We start from the raw sequence: 17472 nt of genomic DNA on the forward strand, positions 1-17472 counted from the left end.
GAACTTATTCTACGCAATACTTTTGTATATATTTAAGGGGAGGCTTATTAGTTGCGGGAGTTTTTTATGAGTCCCATCAATCGCAAGAAAAATAATTTCTATACTTGTAATTTACATATTCGAATATTTTATACTACGGGGAGCATTGATCAGTTCGATAGATGGTTTCGATCCCGAAACCAGGCCATAAGATAGAGGATTCGCTTTCCTGCGCCATTACTGAGTTTGTACCAGAACCGATAGAATGGATGTAGTAGCTTCGTGAGCCCCCGGATTTGCTTTGCCTTGTCGAAACGTTCTTCACCAATGGTAGAGGGGCCTTCTAGGTCGGGTTTGACCGGCGACGGGTGAATCAGCAGGGTTTCCAGACGAGTCTGCCAGGCGCGACTGTGGATAATATCGACGGGCACCCAGTTCCGCTGCATAAAATGAAGAAGCCGTGTCGCGGCCTTCAGTGTCAGCAAATAGGCGTAGGCACCGCTGGGAGACGTTGGTACACGCGTAATGCTGTAGCCGTGGCTTAGCGGGGCGAGGGTGCGATAGCCAATATCAAAAACCTTGCCATGCCCTATAAACCGGATCAAATCCCAATGTATTGTGGTCTTTTGAATATCCTGCAGGACGTTTTTAAAATCATCGGCGAGGAAAGTATCGTCCTCCAGCACGAGAGCCTGTGGTATATTTTCGGCGACCATTTTCTCGTAAATGGCACGGTGGGAGAGAAGGCAGCCAATTTCCCCGGCCTTTAGGTCTTTGCCGAAATAGCGGCGACGCTTCTCACCGTCATAATCCGCGAGATTTGGAATATCAAGCTTGTAACCGTCAATGGCGTCGAAATAAATCGGCGTCAACCCTACTTTGGCAAGTCGCCCCGTCATATCCGCCCGGCGGTGGGTGTCTTTCGGTCGGTTGATGACAAAAATCGGCGGCAGATCGCTGGAAGGATTGGTGGTCAAAGCTTATCACTCACGCAATATAAAACAGGCGGCGAATTGTTAAGTGATGTCGGCGCGATGATCAAGCTCCTTCATTTTTTGTTGAATCGCATGAAGATATCGATCCTTCACATCCATTTCATCAAGATGCGCGACTGTGTTGTTGAGGTAATCACGACAGGAGCCAAGACGCCCCTCCCCGGTAGCAAGCAGGCGCGCTGTTTCTTCCATGCTGATTTCAGCAATATAACGCGGATGGGACCGGTTAATAACAAAGGTCAGTCCTTTCACGGTTCGGTCCCGCAGCCGAATATGGACGTGACGGGCATCGTAAGAGCCAGAAATCATTTCCCGCATCCAGAGGATATCTGTTTCAGTCTCAATCTTTTCCGGGGCGATATGAAAGGCACGTCCGTTACAGGAACCGCCATGATCAAGGGCGAGCATTAGTCCCGGCTTTTCCGGGCTTCCACGTCCGATTGACGCCTGAAGGCAGAAACGACGGCGAAAACCATGGAGGCGGGCGGGCTGCCATTCGGTGAAATGAAATGCCGGGTTCCAGAGGAGAGAGCCGTACCCGAATACCCAAAGGCCTTCTTCTTTTGGGATCCTGGATAAAAACTCATGGCGGGTTGCGTCCCGTTCTTCATGGGTCAGGGCGTGAAAAGGCCCGTGACGTTTTGCTTCCCGAATAAGCTCTTCTACCCGTTCGCGGCTGAATTCTTCTCGCACCAACATATTATTTGTTTGAACTTTCTGATCATATTTCGTTAATCTGGTCTTTCCCTGGATGATTACAGGTTTTTTACAAAGCGAGCCTCATCAATGTTGAAGAATCTTTTGAAAAAAGTCCAGAGACCAGAGCTGGATTTTTCGTCGCTTAAAAAACCCCGTAAGCCAAATACCTATCTTATGTCTCCGCCGGACTATTGTCAGTATCCGCCAAAAACGATCAGCCCTATATACGAAATCAGTACGTTGAATCTTGCCGGGTTGTTTGAGACGGTTGCTCTTGCGGAACCGAGAACTGAAAAGCTTGGCAGCCGGGAAATAGGTAAAGATCTGCAGGTCGACTATGTTCAATATTCGAAACTGATCGGATATCCGGATACGGTTACCGTTAGATTTATAGACCTTGGGGAAGGGCGATCAACTCTTGCAGTCTTCAGCAGAGCACATTATGGCTACCGTGATTTCGGCGTGAATGAGGCACGGGTCAAGGACTGGATGCGAAAGCTTGATCTAGCTGTCAAAAAAGGAGCGGGAGCCGGTTAAATCTTGCGGGCGCGCAACTCATCATAAAAGGGCATTTGCTCCGCTAGCAAGTCCATCAAACCTGGCTTAAGCTCAACTTCCCGCTCTTCATAGGGGGCAAAGCCTGTCGTTTCTTCAACAGACGCATACCAGTGGGCAGCCCAGACGCCATCTTCAGGGTGGCGACCTTTTTGCCAACTGAGCATTTCTTTTTCCCATGGGATTCCCAATGCCGCGCAAAGATTTTTCAGCATCGATTCCGGATGTTTTAAGATATCTTCCGCTTCGATAACGACAGGCGTTTGACCCGTCAGTTTTTCAAGAGTTCTGAATATCTCAAGCTGCCGCTTGATGCCGATATCCTCCGTTGTGATCCGGTCCCATTTGGCGGCATAAGAGGCAATCACTCTTTTCGGGTCCCGTATCAGGAAGCAGTTGCGATGGTCTTGGAATGAGCTGAGATCGACATCCGGTGTCATGTGATGGGTCATGTGCTTGATGTATAACATACTGCCCGGCACAAGGGGCGCGTTCAGATTGTTCGCAACGGTCCGCCAGTCGGCCGGCTGGCTGGCGATGACTTCCTGATACATCGGATGGTGGAGGCCTGTCTTGGCGAGGTAGTGGGCGTAAAAAGGCTCATCCACCGCATGACACCCCGGTCGGCTTCCGAAGGACCGCATCATTGCGGTCGAAATATTGCGCGGGCCGGACCACATCGAAATTCGGATGGCGTCATCCGTATTCGTCATGATCTGATCCACATAGGGTAGCTGCCTTTAGACAAGAGAGATGCGCTCGCCACTTAGAGGCCGAGGATGAGCTTTGCCATGATATTGCGCTGGATCTCGTTTGATCCGCCATATATGGAGACCTTACGAGCATTAAAGTAACGAGGAGCAACACCACTTGCGTAGTCCGCGCCGATCGGTTCCTCGTTCTGGCCGGGGTACAGAGGTGTAAAGGGCATTGAATAGGTGCCCACCGCCTCAAGCGCCAGTTGGACAACTTCCTGATAAAGGTCGGTGCCCCGACATTTCATGAGGGACGATTCCGGTCCCATATTCTGCCCGGAACTTAGTTTGCTCAAGATTCGAAGTTCCGTCATCTCAAGTGCCTGCACCGCAACCTCCAGCCGCGCAAGTTTTGCGTTGAAGGCGGCGTTTTTGATCACAGGCTCTTGCCCGTCCACTTCCGACGCGGCAATGGTGCGTATTTTTTCAACACCGCGTTTGAGGCGTCCTGCATAGGCATTGCCGCGCTCAAATTCGAGAAGATACTTTGCGTAGGTCCAACCTTTGTTGACCTCACCAATCAGATTTTCCTTTGGCACTTTCACGTCATTAAAAAAGACCTGATTGACTTCCTGTGCGCCCTTAATTGGCAAGTCGATAGTTTGAATAGGATCGACCGTCACGCCCTCTGATTTCATATCGATCAGCAGGAATGATATGCCTTCCTGACGTTTACCTTCAGTAGAGGTTCTGACAAGGCAGAATATCCAATCGGCATATTGTGCGAGCGTTGTCCAGATTTTTGAGCCATTGCAAAGGAAATGATCGCCCTTATCTTCCGCTTTCATCTGCAGGCTGGCCAGGTCGGAACCAGATCCTGGTTCCGAATAACCCTGACACCACCATACTTTGTTGTCGCGAATGTCTGGAAGGAAGCGCTGTTTTTGTTCCTCACTCCCAAACTTCATGATGACCGGCGCGCACATGCTAATGCCGAACGGAACAATGCCGGGTGCATTGGCGTTCGCCATTTCAGTCTGGAAAATATACTTCTGTGTTGTGTTCCAACCTGGACCGCCATGTTCTACTGGCCAATCCGGCGTCAACCAGCCTTTCTTTGCCAAAGCATCCTGCCAGCGGACATGATCATCTTTCGGAAGATAGCTGTTCCTGTTCTCTGCCATTTTCTGTTTGAGATCTTCATCAAATTCGTCTGCCAGAAACTGGCGCACTTCGTCGCGAAAGGCATTGTCCTGCTTGGTAAATGAAAGGTCCATTCTCATTCTCTCTTTATTTTTTATCTCGACGTACGCTACCGGCGTCATGTAAGGGTAAATAGTAACATCATATATAGGGCAGAAGACAAGATTGTTTTCGCAATTTGAGGCGAGAAGGAGCGATAATAATGAAAAAAGGTGTTAAACAGCTCGTTGAAGAGGCGAACAACGAAATCGAAACAGTATCGATTGAAGAGGCATTCACACTCCTTGGTCAGGACAATGTAACCTTTGTTGACATCCGCGATATTCGGGAACTGGAGCGGGACGGTCAAATATCCGGCGCCGTTCATGCGCCGCGCGGCATGTTGGAATTCTGGGTTGACCCCGATAGCCCCTATCACCGGGACCTGTTCGCTAATGGCAATCGTTTTGTTTTCTATTGTGCGTCAGCCTGGCGGTCGGCGCTTGCAACGAAGGCTGTCCAGGACATGGGCTTGCCGAACGTGTGCCATCTTGAGGGCGGATTTAGTGCATGGAAGAAAGCCGACGGCTCTATAGAAGAACGCAAGCCGCGGGGAAGCTAACTTCACCCACGGCTTACTTTTTGGTTACTAGCTCTGTGTGTTAATCCTTTTTGCCACCAAGAAGACCTCCCGCAGAATCAAGCAGGTTCTTTATGGCTGCGGGATCCTTTTCCTTGACGCCTTTAAGAGCATCCTTGACACCATCGCCTGACCCCTTGGCTCCTTCAAGGAGTTTCTTCACGCCTTCAGGGTTAGCCGCGTTCTTGAGGACCCCGGCGAGGTCGGGGGCAAAACTCAGATTGTCCCAGGGACCGGTCACTATAATCGGGACGGCAACCCCGGTGGCTTCTCCGCCACCCTGTCCTTCTGTTGTAGCCACCAGTTTCGGTTCAATCCGATAATTCATGGTTTGCGGCGGAAGTTCAACTGTTCCCGAACCAGAAAGGCGGAGGAACGGGTTCAGCATTTTAAGGTCATTATTCGTGAGAATACCGTTTGTGATCTGATAGGTTCCCGAAATTTCGGCAAAATCTGTCTTTTGCTCTTCTCCCTTATTCGTGAAAGCAGTTGTAACGTTCCGGGCCATTGATGCCAGATTGACACCAGAGATTGAGCCGTCTTCGAAGAGGATCTGGCCGGTTCCGTTCAGGGCGCTGACCATATCGGCCTGCGATTTGCCACTGGTGGATAAGTCTGTCTGGAACATCCCTTTACCTTGCAGCTTCTCGAAATCCGCTGCGTCAGTCAGCAATGGCTTCAACTGGATATTCTCAATAGCCATCGCATTGGTAATCTTCAATGTCGGCTGCTGGGCGTTCACTCGAACAGTGGCTGTGCCGGTTCCGTCATACAGGTTCATTTCACTCAGCTCGAGGTCAAGAATTCCGTTCTTGATCGTGGTTGCAAGAGCGCTGGCGCCAATCTTGATTTTTTGGAATAGAATTTGTTGAACTGACAGGTCGAATTTGGCGTTGACCGATTTCAGTGCGGAAAGATCAATTGGGGTCGTATCCCATTTCTCTGTCGATGTTTTTTGTGCCGGAGCAGCAGGTGCCGAGCTTTCTGCGCCCTGCTCAGCCGGGAGGTAGGGGTTAAGGTCGAGTGTCTCAAGTGCCAGCTTGCCGACGATATCCGGAACCTTGCCGCCCAGTTCAATACTGAAATCACCAGCCCCGACAATTTCATCAAAACTGATAGTAGCCTCTGAGAAACTGTATTTAGTATCGTTTGCGCCAAGTTTACCGCTGATCTTGAGCGGGCCGAAGCCGGTTTCCGACACGCCCTCCAGAGGGGAGCCTGCCCAGGCCGCGAGATCCTTTACCGATGGAACATCAAGAGTTGTCGTGCCGCCAAGGTTTAGAGGTTGAGTGCTTTTTACCAGACCATCAAAATTGAGATTAATATTCTTGGAGGCAACATTGAGGGTCGTCGTTGTCTCGATATTTTCAAGAATGCTGCGAAGAGCACCGACATTGACATCAAGTTCGACCTTTTCGCTGTTCCAGACGGCGCTGCCTTTTGCTTCGAACGGTTGATCAAGACCAAGAAGCACAAGCTCAAGATTGATATCGCTTAGGTTTATATCTGTGCCGCCTTTCTGATCGACAAAATTGACTACACCTTCGACGATACGTACATCCCCGAGGTTAAGGTCAGATATACCGAGATCAGGCGTCCCGCCGTCAGAGCTAGTGGCTTCCGTTTCTTTTGGAGCTTCTGCTTTAGCGGCATCAAACTCCCAGTTTGCCTTCCCGCTTTTATCGACTTCAAGGTTGATGACCGGTTTCGTCAGGACAAATTCATCGACTTGTACATTTCCGGTTATCAGGGGCAATAAGCTAAGCTTGACCGTAAGGCTGTCGATAGCCGCCATATCGGCATTTTGGGCACCTTCAGCATTGGAGAAGGTGACCGACTCTGCGGTTACGCCCAATGTTGGAAAGACAGTAAAGTTAAAATCGCCCTCAATCGCCAGTTCCCGGCCTGTGGCGTCATTGGCCGCCTGGATCAGTTCCTGTTTGATCCTGTCGGTCGGCACAATGAAAGGAAGTGCTACCGCCAATCCGACGATTACAACCAAAATCACAACAATTGCGATGACGATTTTTTTCATGATCTACTCTCTGTTAAATTCTCAAACTCTCTGGATGATGACATAAAAGACGGCCCGGGTCATGACCCTTTGGTTAAATGGTCATACTTTTGCCGTGAAATACGATAAACTTGGCTTGATCTTCCTTAACTGGGGCACGAGAACGTAATTGCAATGAAATGGCCATATTTGATCGCGGCACTGGTACTTGTGCTTGCCCCAAGATTAGATGTCGTTGCAGACGAGGTGGATATGCAGCTTGTCCTCGCAATCGATGTCTCCTCCAGCGTGAATTACGATGAGTATAATCTGCAAATGCGCGGTTTCGCCGAGGCATTTCGCAGCGATCTGGTGATAGAAGCAATCGCGGCGGGGCCACGGGGGCAGATCAGTCTTGCCGCCACTCATTGGGCCGGGCTTGGTGAGCAGCAGGTAATTCTTAATTGGCGCACCATTGCGACTCAGGAAGACGCTCATGAATTTGCCCGCCAGCTTGATAACGTACCGCGGACCTTCCCTTATGGGGGCACCGCGATTGCGGGGGCATTGGATCACGCCTTCTCTCTTTTTTCGCGCGATCGCAACACGTCACTGCGCAAAGTGATTGACATTTCGGGCGACGGCGTAGTTTCCATAGGGCGCCCGCCCGAGGCGGCGCGGGACCGGATTATTGCTGCAGGTGTTATCATCAACGGCCTACCGATCCTCAATGATGAGCCTGCGCTGGAGAGCTATTACCAGGAAAGAGTAATTGGCGGCATTGGGGCCTTTACTGAACCGGCAAAAGGGTATGAAGACTTCGCCCGCGCCATCGCTGAAAAGCTGGCACGGGAAATTCGGGGAACCTGGCAGGGTGTTTAGCTCCCCGCTGATCAGTTAGACAATTGGTCGGTCCATAGAGAAGATATCGTCAACATGGCAGTAGTCCATATATCCAAGGCGCGCGAGCGGCTGATATTTTTTCATATCGATCATGCCATCGACGATAATTTCATCGCTGATATGGATGCCGACGACTTCTCCCAGAACCATGCTATTTACCACCTTCGGGTTATCAGAAGGTAAGATAATTGTCTTGTAATGCACACATTCCAAATGAGCGAGGCTTTCCTTGACGCGCGGAGGCTTGACAAGCGTTGAGGTTTCCTTTGTCACTCCCGCATAGTCGAATTCATCAACGGAGCGGGGTAACATGGCTGAACTTAAATTCATTTTCTCCCGTTGATTATAGGAAACCATGTTGCAGACAAATTCCTTCGTCGCCTCAATATTATCAAGTGAATCTTTCGCACCGCCTTCGCTGTGGCTACCATTGATACCCATCGCGACGATCGGCGGATTTTCGGACATTGCATTGAAAAAGCTGAACGGTGCCAGATTGACGGTACCATCAGTAGCAAGGCTACTTATCCAGCCTATAGGGCGAGGCGCAACAATGGCCTTGAAGGGGCCATGTTTCAGGCCATGTGGTTCGGATGGTTTGTAAAACATTCGGAAAGTCTCCGGCTAAATGCGAGGGTTGCGCGCCCGTTCTGTTATAAAGTTGGAGGCTAACCTTTGAATCTAGCGCAGGCAAGGCATGATTTATTTCTTTCCTTAATACCGTCCCTATGATATTTGCGCTTTATGAACAAACAGATGACCAAACTTCGACGACGACAGGCTGCTGCCCTTATTTGTGCTGCCGCTTAAATAGCCTGTGCGTTGGTTATCCAAGATTTCATGACGGTTCGGGGCTCCTTTTGAGAGGCATATTGTCTACCCCGTAATTTATTGGAATTCCGTCATGCCCCAGATTATTCACGAGCAGCCAGAACATGTAGAGCAGATCGAGCCTCTGCTTGATCGTTGTTTCGGTCCGGACAGATTCAAGAAGACAGCTTATAAAGTTCGTGAAAACACAACACCCTTGCCAGAATTGAGTTTTGTCACGGTAGAGGGCGACAAGCTCCTCGCTACAATTCGTTACTGGCCGATCATGATTGGCAATAGTACGTCAGCCCTGCTCCTTGGGCCAATCGCTGTTGAGCCGGATTTGCAAGGCAAGGGCATTGGTGTCGGTCTCATGCGGGAGACAATAAAGGTTGCCATTGAACTCGGTCATCATCTGATTGTTCTTGTCGGAGATCCGGAATATTATAGTCAGTTCGGGTTTCAAAACGCCGCCGTCCTTGGGTTCGAAATGCCTGGCCCTGTGGAGGAGCGCAGGCTACTTGTGAAAGAATGCGCGGCGGGTGCGTTGGGAAATGTCTCCGGTATGATATCAGGCGTATCAGATACTCTATCTCTACCGGGCCGGATTGCCTCTAAGGTGGAAACTGATGAGATGATTGCAGGGCTAGCGGCCTTCGCGCCACCATCCGATGCATAAAAACGCAAGCGCGAGAATGAGGGCGACTAGCGGTGGTAACAAGGCTTGGCGATTGTAGCCTGTAATCTGATAATTTTGGTTAGCACGCAGGCCGAACCAGTAGTCCGCTGACTGGCGATTGTCCGGCTTCGTACGCCTGAAATCCGGAAGGCCGTCAGTCTCCAGCCAACGGATGCCGCCTCCGGTTACCTTGGCTATGTCCGCAATTTTGTCTTTACTTGCGCGGATATCGTGAAGTTCCTTCGGATTGAGCGCCCCGACGGCAACTAATGATTTCTGCAGGCCATCTTCCAGAATATGCAGGCCGCTGGTCTGAAGTGGAATGCTCCCAATCTGTTCCCCTTTTTCCCCTTCGGATAATGAAAGCTGCGTCACTTTCCCGTCTGGATCCGTTACAGTGACAGTCACTGGCGCAGAATCAAGTGAGCGGCGCTGAATTTGGAGATTATCCCCCGCGACAACGGCTTTCAGCTGTTCTTCCTCGAGCTCGGGTTCCTTCATCAACCAGTGAGAAATACGCCGAAGAAGTTCAGACTGTGGACCGCCACCTTCAAACCCTCGTCCCCACAGCCAGGCATGATCCGAGAGAAGCTGTGCTACTCGCCCATCACCGCTACGTTCCAATATAAGGAGCGGTTGGTCCGACGGGCCGGTCATCAAGGTTTCCCCGCCAAGCGGCTCTGCCTCGATCATCCGGAACCAGCGACCCCAGCTTTCGCTCCCTTGCGTATTTGTTTTTAGTAGGCCCGTAACCGGATGTCGCTTGCCTGTCTCACTAACAGTCGGGACATAGCCTTCAGTAAAAATATACCCAGTGGGCTTTCCGGGCAGTACTTCTGCCAAAGGAGTCTGGTAGAGGCTCAGCGGTGTCGCAAAGGCGGGGCCGGCCGCCTCAAGCAGCGCGCCTCCAGCTTTCACATAACGAGAGATATTATGAAGGTAACTGGATGGAAGGACGCCGCGCCGCCGGTAACGATCAAAAATAATCAGGTCGAAATCGTTGAGCTTTTTCTCAAAAAGATCGCGGATCGGAAAGGGAATCAGCGAAAGCTCCGTGATTGGCGTGCCATCTTGCTTCTCTGGTGGACGCAGGATCGTAAAATGTACGAGATCGACGGACGGGTCGGATTTAAGAATGTTGCGCCAGCCCCGTTCGCCCATATGGGGCTCCCCCGAAACAAGGAGGACCTGTAACCTGTCTCGGATGCCATTGACTGTAACATAGGCGCTGTTGTTTTTCTCGGTCAATTCCCCGTCTAGCGGATCGACAGAGATTTCAAAAAAGTTGGCACCGCCATGCGTCAATGTCAGATCAAGGATGAGTTCCGATCCGATTTGTGCAAGATCTGCGGCTACTTCTTCCCCATCCTGCGAAATCGTCACGCGCGCCGCCTGAACAGGTTCAGTGAGGCCAAAATCCTCAATTTTGATGATGAATTGCAATGGCTGATTGACAATGCCGAATGTCGGGGCTTTTACCACCCGGAGCACTCGGTCTTTTTCATTATCTGCACCCGTCAGGAGAAAATGAACAGGTCCTGCTTCTTTAGCTTCGGTTTCATTCTCCGGCACATCATGTATTTGGCCGTCCGTAATAAAAATTGTGGCGGCAATCCGGTCAGGGGGGATGTTTTTTAGCGCCTCTTCTCGGCTCTCAAAGGCATGTGTTCCGTTCTCGTCTCCCAGAAGCGATGTCGTCTTGTTCTTAACCGTGACAGTTTCGACATTCAGGTTTTCGATTGTCGCAAGTCGGGACTTAAGGTCTCCAAAGGCGGCACTGGCAGTTTCACCGCGGCGGCCGATTTTCTGGCTGTTGGTCTCATCCAGAACTATTACGGCGATGTCATCGAGAAATTTTCGCTTCTCCGTCAATAGAACCGGATTGGCGAGTACCAGTAACAGAAGCGCCATAAGCGCACTCCGCAACAAGGTGCCGCGCCCGCGCCGCCACAGAGCGAAGATAGAAATACCCGAACAGATCAACGCAAGGACGATCAGCCAGTCAAGCGACACATAGGGGCTGAAATCGAGGGATGAGACAAAGCTTTCCTCTCTCATTGCCCAAGTCTCTCGAGTATGGCGGGGATGTGGACCTGATCGGCTTTATAGTTTCCGGTTAGCGTATACATTACCAAATTAATACCGAAACGATATGCCAGTTCCCGTTGCCGTTCGTTCCCAGGGAGCGTTGCCGCCTGATAGCGACCATCGGCATCAATCGCCCAGGCTGCGGCCCAGTCATTACTGCCGATAACGACCGATGCGACGCCGTCGTTCCCTTGGATGCCTGTGGTATCTTCAATCCAAACCTCGCCGCCATCATACCGGCCGGGGAAAGTCTGCATCAGGTAAAAAGACCGGGTAACCACATGATCAGTCGGCACCTGATGCACTCTTGGAATATCCAGCCTTGCGGTCAGTTGGCGTAAACGGGCGTTCTCTGGGCTGTTGTACAGATCGGGACCAAACTGTCCGACGTTATTCTGGTTGCGGGTGTCAAACAGGATGGTGCCACCGCCACTGAAATAGTTATTCAGCTTGAGAATCGCTTGATCGGAAAGGGCGGGAAAATCCGGGGTGATGGGCCAGTAAATCAAGGGGTAGAAAACAAGTTCGTCTTGCTCGATATCCACTGGGAGCGGGTCTTTGGCTTCAACGGCAGTCCTGTTTCTCAATTGCCGGCTGAGACCGGCAAGCCCATTGTGGCTCATCCTGTCAACCGCTGTATCGCGGGTGCGTATGTAGCCGAGCCGGGTGTCGAGCGTCGCAGCAAGCGCCTTGGCGTCACCGTCGAATTCCGTTTCCTGTGCCAATGTTCCGGTTGGCATGATGAACACGCTAAGCCCGATAGCAATGAGTATCACGGAGGCGCGAGAAATCGTTTTGAACGCAGGAAGCTTCCCCTGCAAATGAAGTGAAGTAATCTGATCGATCAGGACAAGAAGAAGCGCCGCAAGAATTATCGGCATAACGAGATCAATAACGGTCGATTTGTCAAAATATCGGATAGTCGCTGGAAATTGGCCCATATCAATCAGGGAATAGCTTGTGTCAAACTGGCCGATATTGATCGCTATGTTGAAGTTTTCGTCCCCGTAATAGCCAGGCGGATGACTTGCATCCAGAAGCAGTGTTTCCATCTCGGCTGTATTTACCGGTTCGGCTATACCAATTTCACTCTGAATGCCACCAAAGCCATCCATAAGACGAAATGGCGGCAGACTCCGCTGATCAGAAAAGTTCTGGTTTGAAATTTGACTAAGGTTGCCGATTTCACGCAGCATTTCAACGAAGAGGCCGGAAATAGCAAGATTTGACCATTCTGGCGTGGCTGTCGTGTGGAACAAAACCAGCCATCCAGCGTTTTGACGGTCAGCCGTGACCAATGGCGTGCCATCTTCCAGCTGCGCCCAGGTTTTGTCGAGAAGTTCGGGCGATGGATTGGCGAGAACCTGCTTTTTTACGGTCACATCCGTGGGAATGTTGAGGCCAAAAAACGGACTGGATTGCGGAATGGGGCCGAGGTGCGTCGGCTGGTTCCAGGACATTGCGCCTTGAAGGCTGCGGTTGCCCGAACGAAGATTGACCGGCACAAGTGTACCACTGGAATTCGCGATCTTCGGCCCGGAAAATCGCACCAGCACGCCACCCTTTGCAATCCAGTCGAGGAGCTTTCTTTCAATACCTTCGGATAAATTGGCGGCATCCCCAAGAACGATGAGTGAGCGATCCTCTGTTAAAAGTTCTTCAATCTGCCCGCGCGTGATGTCAAAGAAGGGGGTCAGTGCCTGGCTCAAATAGTGGATTTCATCCAGAAGCGGCTGATCAACCTGCTCGGAAACAGTCGTCACCAGACCAACCTGCCGCCGTTGCCAGCGATGGTCGAGCAGAAAGACAGAACCAGTGTTCCGGCTGCTCGCGATTTCCAGACGTCGGATATCATTTCTGACCTTGTTGGGGATTTTCAGACTAACATTCGTCGAGATGCCGTTCTCTGAAAAGGTAAAAGGAACCGATGTGATGATTTTCCCGCCATCTGCTTTTGCGGTTAAGACGCCATTGTCTATGGCGGCGCCCTCCGGAAGAAAGAGCGGTACGCTCAGCTCTTCACTATTCAGATTGGGCAAGCCGATGATAGGCGCAGCGGTGATGCTTTCTTCACGATAAATGGTAAGCGGGCCTATGTTCGAAAGCTGATGTATTAAATCGTTCAGATCAGGGAGGTGGGCGCTTTGCAAAATACCGCTTGAAAGCCAGATGAATTCGGGATTGTCGAGAAATTCAAGACGAGGCAGAAGATGGACTAGGCTTCCATAATGCGCTGGCCATGATTTAGGTTCCAACGAAGCGGCAACCCCATATGCTTCTTGATCTGCAAGTGGTTTTAAGATTACCTGTCGTCCTTCGCCCTGCCGGGCTGCCGTGATAATATATAGCTGTCTTTCCTGTCGGGTTGTCTCTTCAACCAGCTTATTCAAAGTGGCTTTCAGGCTGTCCCAAGATTCAGCAGCGGTCCAGCCATCATCAACGATTATGACAACTTCGCCTTTGCTGTCACGTTGCTCCGGGAGATTAAGGATCGGTCTGGCAATGGCCAGGATGATGAGGGCCGCGATCACCAGCCTTAACAGCAAAAGCCACCAAGGTGTTGTGGCTGCCGACTGTTCATCTTTCTTCAGGCGATAAAGAAATCGGATCGCCGGGAAAATGACTGATTTGGGGCGCGGCGGAACAATACGCAGGAGCCACCAAATCAATGGTAGCGTCAACAGAGCAGCGAGTACCCATGGGAAAAGGAAAGAAATCGAACTGATTGCCACCATTATGCCTTCGCCCCGCGAATATTGAGAGCGGTATAGAGGGCGGCAAAGGCCTCACTTGCCGGGGCGTCTGTCCGGTGAAAGCAGTAATCCCAGGAAACATTTTTCGCTATCTTGAGCAATTCCTGTTGATGTGCATTAAAGAGAGACTGATAATCCTCGCGAACAATCTCAACCCGGCCCAAGGTTATGTCGTCTTCTTCAGTCAACGAGACAAACCGGGTGCGCCCGTTGAAAGGAAGATCTACTTCCACCGGATCGGCGATATGCATTAGGAAACCGCGACAGCCGAGACTGACGACATGACGTATGACTTCAATGATTTCTGACGGTTCGACGAGAAAATCACTGATCAGGACAACAGTTGACTTGCTGGACAGCTGATCGGCAAACGTCAGATCAGTTATGGATGGACTCTGAACTTCCGCAGTGCGGTCAACAAATCGATTAAAGGAGGCAGGGCCAGTCGATGCTTTCTCGGTCTGGCCGACCAAGCCGAATTTTTCGCCGCTTTTTGAAAGAGAGAGTGCCAGTGCCAAGCTAAGCAATGTGGCACGATCCAGTTTGGACTGTTCCGTCTGACCAGAGCCATAGTCCATGGTTTGCGAGGTATCCCGCCAGATCCATACAGTTTCCGCCGTTTCCTGCTCTTTTTGCCTGATATATATATGCTCACGTTTCGCGCTTTGCCGCCAGTCGATACTGGACACTGGATCGCCGGGGCCGTATTGCTTGAACTGCCAGAAATCCTCTCCGGTTCCGGCGCGGCGCCTACCGTGGACACCCATATCATGCGCGTTCACCAGATTTTCCGCGGCAAGTATCAGGGGCGGTAACGTCTGCGCAAGTCTCTCGGCTTTAAACCGTTCATCCAGTTTTGGAGCGTTCACGCGACGCGGCTTGAACATATTTTACTCCAGCGGAACAGTAAGCGAGTTGATGATATCCTCCATCGTTATATTCTCTGCCCGGGCCGCATAGGAAAGGGCCATCCGGTGACGCATCACTGGTTTGGCAAGCGCGACTACATCATCGATCGACGGGCTCATTCTTCTTTCAAGCAAGGCCCGCGCGCGTACCGCTAATATAAGCGCCTGGCTCGCCCGTGGACCGGGGCCCCAAGAGACATATTTATTGACAAGCTCGTTTTCGCTCTCGCCGGGGCGGCCTTCTCGCACCAACTTCAATATAGCATCGATGACGGCATCGCTCACAGGCATTTCGCGAACCAGATGCTGCGCTTCCATCAGTTCTTCGGGAGAAATAATCTGCGCCGGCACGGCCTCCTCATTGACGGTGGTTTCAAGCAGGATACGCCGTTCAGTGTCACGGTCCGGATAGCCGACGTCTATCTGCATCAGAAAGCGGTCAAGCTGTGCTTCGGGCAGAGGGTAGGTTCCCTCCTGCTCAATGGGGTTTTGCGTGGCGAGAACATGAAACGGTTTTGGCAGGGGATAGGTTTGTCCCGCGACAGTGACCATTTCCTCCTGCATTGCCTGAAGCAGAGCAGACTGGGTACGTGGGCTGGCGCGGTTGATTTCGTCCGCCATCAATATTTGCCCGAAAATAGGCCCTTTGAGAAACTTGAAGTGGCGGCTGCCGTCGTCGGCTGTTTCAAGAATTTCTGATCCCAGTATGTCGGCGGGCATCAAGTCGGGAGTGAACTGGACGCGCTTATCGTCGAGGCCAAGCACGCCGCCCAGGGTTTCGACGAGCCGGGTTTTCGCTAGGCCCGGCACGCCGATCAACAGGGCATGCCCGCGTGCAAGTAAAGTAATTAAGGTGAGTTCAACAACCTGATCCTGGCCGAAAATAAACTCTCCAATACCGGATTTCAGATCGGAAAACTTTTCAGACAGGCTGTCGACTCTTTCAACTATTTCCTGTTCAGTATTGCCAGTTGTGTTCATGTGAGCCTGTCATCATCTGTGAAAAATGAGTAATCTGAACTGGCGACTTGGTAGCCAGCAACGACTAACCTAAATATAGTATCAAAAAATGAGCATTTAAGGCCAAAATTATGACAACTCCGGACACGAATGACGGCCTCGGGGCCATCATCAAGCAGATCGAAGGGCAGAAGCATCCGCCAGTTCATCTGTGGAACCCTGAATTTTGTGGCGACCTAGATATGCGCATTGCCCGTGATGGTACCTGGTTCTATCTTGGTTCGCCCATCGGTCGAAAGCCGCTAGTAAAGCTGTTTTCCGGGGTTATCCGGTTCGATGATGACGGTAGATATTATCTTGTGACACCGGTCGAAAAGATCGGAATTAAAGTCGATGACGCGCCGTTTGTCGCCGTAGAAATGTTTGTCGAGGGGGAGGGGACGGAGAGAATTATCAGCTTCCGTACGAATGTTGACGATTTCGTGATCATGGATAAGGATCATCCGTTTCGTCTGGAAATCGATCCGGAGACCAAGGAGCCGTCTCCTTATGTGCGTGTTCGTGCAAATTTGGAGGCGCTGATCAACCGCCCGGTATTCTATGATCTTGTAAATCTTGCCGGAGAGGAAAATATAAATGGTGAGGACCGCTTCGGGTTCTGGAGTAGCGGACAGTTTTTTGAACTCGGATTAGTGAATGACATTTTTGATACATAAGAAACAAGAACTGACGAAAAAGTTACAGCAGTCATTGGGACCAGTGCCGACGACATTATCGCCCGCATTGAACCTGTCCGGGAGTATGCGGGGAGATCATGATTTGAACCCCGCGAGCGCTCCTGATCGAAATTTACCCTTCACCCCTGCGGCGGTTCTCGTCCCCATCGTTCTCCGGCGGGAAGGCCCGACCGTCATTCTAACCCGCCGTGCGACACATCTTTCAAAGCATGCAGGGCAGATAAGCTTCCCGGGCGGACGAGCAGATGAAGGCGACGAAAATGCCGTTGCGACGGCCCTTCGTGAGTCGCAGGAAGAAATTTCGCTTGATCCGAAACTGGTGGAAGTCGTCGGGACCCTGACAACTTATGTCACCGTAACCCAATATTCAGTAACGCCGGTTGTCGGGCTTGTCGAACCCACATTCGATTTGCGGCCGGAAGCCGGTGAGGTGTCAGAGATTTTTGAGGTGCCACTCGACTTCCTCCTTGATCAGGCGAACCGCAAAAAACATAGCGGTTTTCGCGATGGCGTGGAAAGGTTCTGGTATGCGATCCCGTTCGGTGACTATTATATATGGGGTGCCACAGCCGGCATGATTAAAGATTTATCGGAACGGATAATGCTGAAATGATCAGATCAATACTTTTCCATATTATCCCGCTCATTCTTCCATTCGTCGTTTATGGCGTTTACCTGTATTTCAATGGACGTGCAGGCGGAGATAAAACATGGGGTAAAGCATCCCTTGCCATTGCAACGATAAGCGGACTGCTGTTGATGGCGGCCAGCCTGATTGCGCTGGGACTGATAAGCGGAGAACCAAGCGAGGGAACTGTCTATGTGCCACCCAGATTTGAAGATGGCCGGATAATAGACTCGCAAGTATTGCCCTCTGAACAGAAAGAGTGATGGCG

The 17472-nt window shown here is 51.1% G+C and carries 17 protein-coding genes; 7 read left to right on the plus strand and 10 right to left on the minus strand.

Going from position 1 to position 17472, the window contains the following annotated elements; translation table 11 throughout:
• Positions 1-149: 149 nt before the first annotated feature.
• Positions 150-956 (minus strand): glycosyltransferase family 25 protein, encoded by an 807-nt coding sequence (locus tag LKE13_RS16680; RefSeq protein WP_227952620.1) that lies wholly within the window; start codon positions 954-956, stop codon positions 150-152.
• Between the two features lie 39 nt (positions 957-995).
• Positions 996-1667: a gamma-glutamylcyclotransferase gene (locus LKE13_RS16685; RefSeq protein ID WP_227952622.1), complete on the minus strand. Its 672-nt coding sequence runs from the start codon at positions 1665-1667 to the stop codon at positions 996-998.
• Between the two features lie 93 nt (positions 1668-1760).
• Between LKE13_RS16685 and LKE13_RS16690 the strand changes: the two genes are divergently transcribed.
• A complete protein-coding gene (locus tag LKE13_RS16690) occupies positions 1761-2210 on the plus strand; it encodes a DUF1499 domain-containing protein (protein ID WP_227952623.1) in 450 nt (149 codons plus the stop codon).
• Here the strand turns inward: LKE13_RS16690 and LKE13_RS16695 are convergent.
• Both LKE13_RS16695 and LKE13_RS16700 read right to left on the minus strand, forming a co-directional pair.
• A complete protein-coding gene (locus LKE13_RS16695) occupies positions 2207-2941 on the minus strand; it encodes a sulfotransferase (protein WP_227952625.1) in 735 nt (244 codons plus the stop codon). The genes LKE13_RS16690 and LKE13_RS16695 overlap by 4 nt on opposite strands.
• A 53-nt stretch (positions 2942-2994) precedes the next feature.
• Complete coding sequence (locus LKE13_RS16700) at positions 2995-4200, minus strand: acyl-CoA dehydrogenase family protein (RefSeq protein ID WP_227952627.1); 1206 nt, start codon at positions 4198-4200, stop codon at positions 2995-2997.
• 122 nt (positions 4201-4322) lie between these two features.
• On the opposite strand from LKE13_RS16700, the gene LKE13_RS16705 reads away from it, so the two are divergent.
• Positions 4323-4727 carry a rhodanese-like domain-containing protein gene (locus LKE13_RS16705; protein WP_415776554.1) on the plus strand — a complete coding sequence of 135 codons (405 nt, stop codon included), beginning with the start codon at positions 4323-4325 and terminating at the stop codon, positions 4725-4727.
• A 40-nt stretch (positions 4728-4767) separates the two neighbouring features.
• On the opposite strand, the gene LKE13_RS16710 is transcribed toward LKE13_RS16705, so the two are convergent.
• Positions 4768-6780, minus strand: coding sequence for an AsmA family protein (locus LKE13_RS16710; protein ID WP_227952631.1), 2013 nt, complete (start codon positions 6778-6780; stop codon positions 4768-4770).
• Between the two features lie 153 nt (positions 6781-6933).
• On the opposite strand from LKE13_RS16710, the gene LKE13_RS16715 reads away from it, so the two are divergent.
• Positions 6934-7620: a DUF1194 domain-containing protein gene (locus tag LKE13_RS16715; protein ID WP_227952633.1), complete on the plus strand. Its 687-nt coding sequence runs from the start codon at positions 6934-6936 to the stop codon at positions 7618-7620.
• Positions 7621-7635: 15 nt separating this feature from the next.
• Here LKE13_RS16715 and LKE13_RS16720 read toward each other — a convergent pair whose 3' ends face one another.
• A complete protein-coding gene (locus tag LKE13_RS16720) occupies positions 7636-8250 on the minus strand; it encodes a flavin reductase family protein (RefSeq protein WP_227952635.1) in 615 nt (204 codons plus the stop codon).
• A gap of 295 nt (positions 8251-8545) precedes the next feature.
• Between LKE13_RS16720 and LKE13_RS16725 the strand changes: the two genes are divergently transcribed.
• Positions 8546-9130 carry a GNAT family N-acetyltransferase gene (locus LKE13_RS16725; RefSeq protein WP_227952637.1) on the plus strand — a complete coding sequence of 195 codons (585 nt, stop codon included), beginning with the start codon at positions 8546-8548 and terminating at the stop codon, positions 9128-9130.
• On the opposite strand, the gene LKE13_RS16730 is transcribed toward LKE13_RS16725, so the two are convergent.
• Genes LKE13_RS16730 through LKE13_RS16745 form a run of 4 tightly spaced genes read right to left on the minus strand, consistent with a single transcriptional unit; the run spans position 9098 to position 15860 of the window.
• Entirely contained in the window at positions 9098-11188 is a 2091-nt protein-coding gene (locus LKE13_RS16730) for a hypothetical protein (RefSeq protein ID WP_227952639.1), read from the minus strand. The genes LKE13_RS16725 and LKE13_RS16730 overlap by 33 nt on opposite strands.
• On the minus strand, positions 11185-13953 hold the full coding sequence (locus tag LKE13_RS16735; protein ID WP_227952641.1) for a DUF4159 domain-containing protein: 2769 nt from the start codon (positions 13951-13953) through the stop codon (positions 11185-11187). Before LKE13_RS16735 ends, LKE13_RS16730 begins: the two co-directional genes overlap by 4 nt.
• A complete protein-coding gene (locus LKE13_RS16740) occupies positions 13953-14858 on the minus strand; it encodes a DUF58 domain-containing protein (protein ID WP_227952643.1) in 906 nt (301 codons plus the stop codon). Before LKE13_RS16740 ends, LKE13_RS16735 begins: the two co-directional genes overlap by 1 nt.
• A 3-nt stretch (positions 14859-14861) precedes the next feature.
• The gene (locus LKE13_RS16745) at positions 14862-15860 is read right to left on the minus strand and encodes an AAA family ATPase (RefSeq protein WP_227952645.1); all 999 of its coding nucleotides are present in this window, start codon (positions 15858-15860) and stop codon (positions 14862-14864) included.
• Positions 15861-15970: 110 nt separating this feature from the next.
• Between LKE13_RS16745 and LKE13_RS16750 the strand changes: the two genes are divergently transcribed.
• The 3 genes from LKE13_RS16750 to LKE13_RS16760 are packed head-to-tail and all read left to right on the plus strand — an operon-like array spanning position 15971 to position 17467.
• The gene (locus LKE13_RS16750; RefSeq protein ID WP_227952647.1) at positions 15971-16555 is read left to right on the plus strand and encodes a DUF1285 domain-containing protein; all 585 of its coding nucleotides are present in this window, start codon (positions 15971-15973) and stop codon (positions 16553-16555) included.
• Positions 16536-17189 (plus strand): CoA pyrophosphatase, encoded by a 654-nt coding sequence (locus LKE13_RS16755; RefSeq protein WP_227952649.1) that lies wholly within the window; start codon positions 16536-16538, stop codon positions 17187-17189. Before LKE13_RS16750 ends, LKE13_RS16755 begins: the two co-directional genes overlap by 20 nt.
• Positions 17186-17467 (plus strand): DUF6111 family protein, encoded by a 282-nt coding sequence (locus LKE13_RS16760; RefSeq protein ID WP_227952656.1) that lies wholly within the window; start codon positions 17186-17188, stop codon positions 17465-17467. Before LKE13_RS16755 ends, LKE13_RS16760 begins: the two co-directional genes overlap by 4 nt.
• The last annotated feature ends 5 nt before the right edge of the window (positions 17468-17472 follow it).

This window comes from Sneathiella sp. HT1-7 (assembly GCF_020731145.1).
Lineage (GTDB): Bacteria > Pseudomonadota > Alphaproteobacteria > Sneathiellales > Sneathiellaceae > Sneathiella.

Excerpts from the sequence above, each read along its gene's own strand:
- LKE13_RS16690 (WP_227952623.1), top strand. The coding sequence starts at position 1,761 with ATGTTGAAGAATCTTTTGAAAAAAGTCCAGAGACCAGAGCTGGATTTT.
- LKE13_RS16695 (WP_227952625.1), bottom strand. The coding sequence starts at position 2,941 with ATGACGAATACGGATGACGCCATCCGAATTTCGATGTGGTCCGGCCCG.
- LKE13_RS16700 (WP_227952627.1), bottom strand. The coding sequence starts at position 4,200 with ATGGACCTTTCATTTACCAAGCAGGACAATGCCTTTCGCGACGAAGTG.
- LKE13_RS16710 (WP_227952631.1), bottom strand. The coding sequence starts at position 6,780 with ATGAAAAAAATCGTCATCGCAATTGTTGTGATTTTGGTTGTAATCGTC.
- LKE13_RS16715 (WP_227952633.1), top strand. The coding sequence starts at position 6,934 with ATGAAATGGCCATATTTGATCGCGGCACTGGTACTTGTGCTTGCCCCA.
- LKE13_RS16720 (WP_227952635.1), bottom strand. The coding sequence starts at position 8,250 with ATGTTTTACAAACCATCCGAACCACATGGCCTGAAACATGGCCCCTTC.
- LKE13_RS16725 (WP_227952637.1), top strand. The coding sequence starts at position 8,546 with ATGCCCCAGATTATTCACGAGCAGCCAGAACATGTAGAGCAGATCGAG.
- LKE13_RS16730 (WP_227952639.1), bottom strand. The coding sequence starts at position 11,188 with ATGAGAGAGGAAAGCTTTGTCTCATCCCTCGATTTCAGCCCCTATGTG.
- LKE13_RS16735 (WP_227952641.1), bottom strand. The coding sequence starts at position 13,953 with ATGGTGGCAATCAGTTCGATTTCTTTCCTTTTCCCATGGGTACTCGCT.
- LKE13_RS16740 (WP_227952643.1), bottom strand. The coding sequence starts at position 14,858 with ATGTTCAAGCCGCGTCGCGTGAACGCTCCAAAACTGGATGAACGGTTT.
- LKE13_RS16745 (WP_227952645.1), bottom strand. The coding sequence starts at position 15,860 with ATGAACACAACTGGCAATACTGAACAGGAAATAGTTGAAAGAGTCGAC.
- LKE13_RS16750 (WP_227952647.1), top strand. The coding sequence starts at position 15,971 with ATGACAACTCCGGACACGAATGACGGCCTCGGGGCCATCATCAAGCAG.
- LKE13_RS16755 (WP_227952649.1), top strand. The coding sequence starts at position 16,536 with ATGACATTTTTGATACATAAGAAACAAGAACTGACGAAAAAGTTACAG.
- LKE13_RS16760 (WP_227952656.1), top strand. The coding sequence starts at position 17,186 with ATGATCAGATCAATACTTTTCCATATTATCCCGCTCATTCTTCCATTC.